The 574-nt window shown below is 62.0% G+C and carries 1 protein-coding gene; it reads right to left on the reverse strand.

Annotation, left to right across the window (positions count from 1 at the left end; translation table 11 throughout):
* Positions 1–574: transposase (locus ACMGER_RS18180; RefSeq protein ID WP_436813592.1), on the reverse strand; the 574-nt coding region annotated here is incomplete at both ends.

Consider the following 574-nt stretch of genomic DNA (forward strand, 5'->3'; position numbering starts at 1 on the left):
TGGCGATCCGCATTGCCCAGCCCTTTAGCGCCGCGCAATTCCTGACCGGCTTGGTCAGCATGACGTGGGCCGCCTGATAAAGCGCCTCCCGCACCGAAGCATCGCCGATCTTGCTGATACGGCCGGTGTAGTCGGTCTCACCCGATTGGTACTTCTTCGGAGTGAGGCCAAAATGCGCTCCTGTCGCCTTCGACGAGCGGAAGCGCATCGGGTCGTCGATCGCCGAGGCATAAGTCAGCGCCACAATCGGGCCGACCGACGGCGTCGTCATCAAAAGACTGGCCTGCGGGTGTGATCTGGCGAGCCGTGCCACTTGCTTGTCCAGACTGTTGAACTCGCGCCGCAACACGGCATGGGCTTCGAGCAGCGCCTTCGCCACGACCTTAAGTCCAGGATGGCCTGCAACGAGTTCTCGGATGCGTTCGGCGAAGGTACGCTCGGTAGTCTTGCCGACCTTCAGCCCAAAGCCGCGAAGCACTCCGCGAAGGCTGTTCTCGATGTCGTGGAGCTTGGATTGCAGCAGCTTGCGGGTCGTCAGAATGGCCCGCGTCTCCTGTGCCCCGATCGACTTGCA

The organism is Sphingomonas astragali (assembly GCF_051400615.1).
In the GTDB taxonomy this organism is placed as follows: domain Bacteria; phylum Pseudomonadota; class Alphaproteobacteria; order Sphingomonadales; family Sphingomonadaceae; genus Sphingomonas.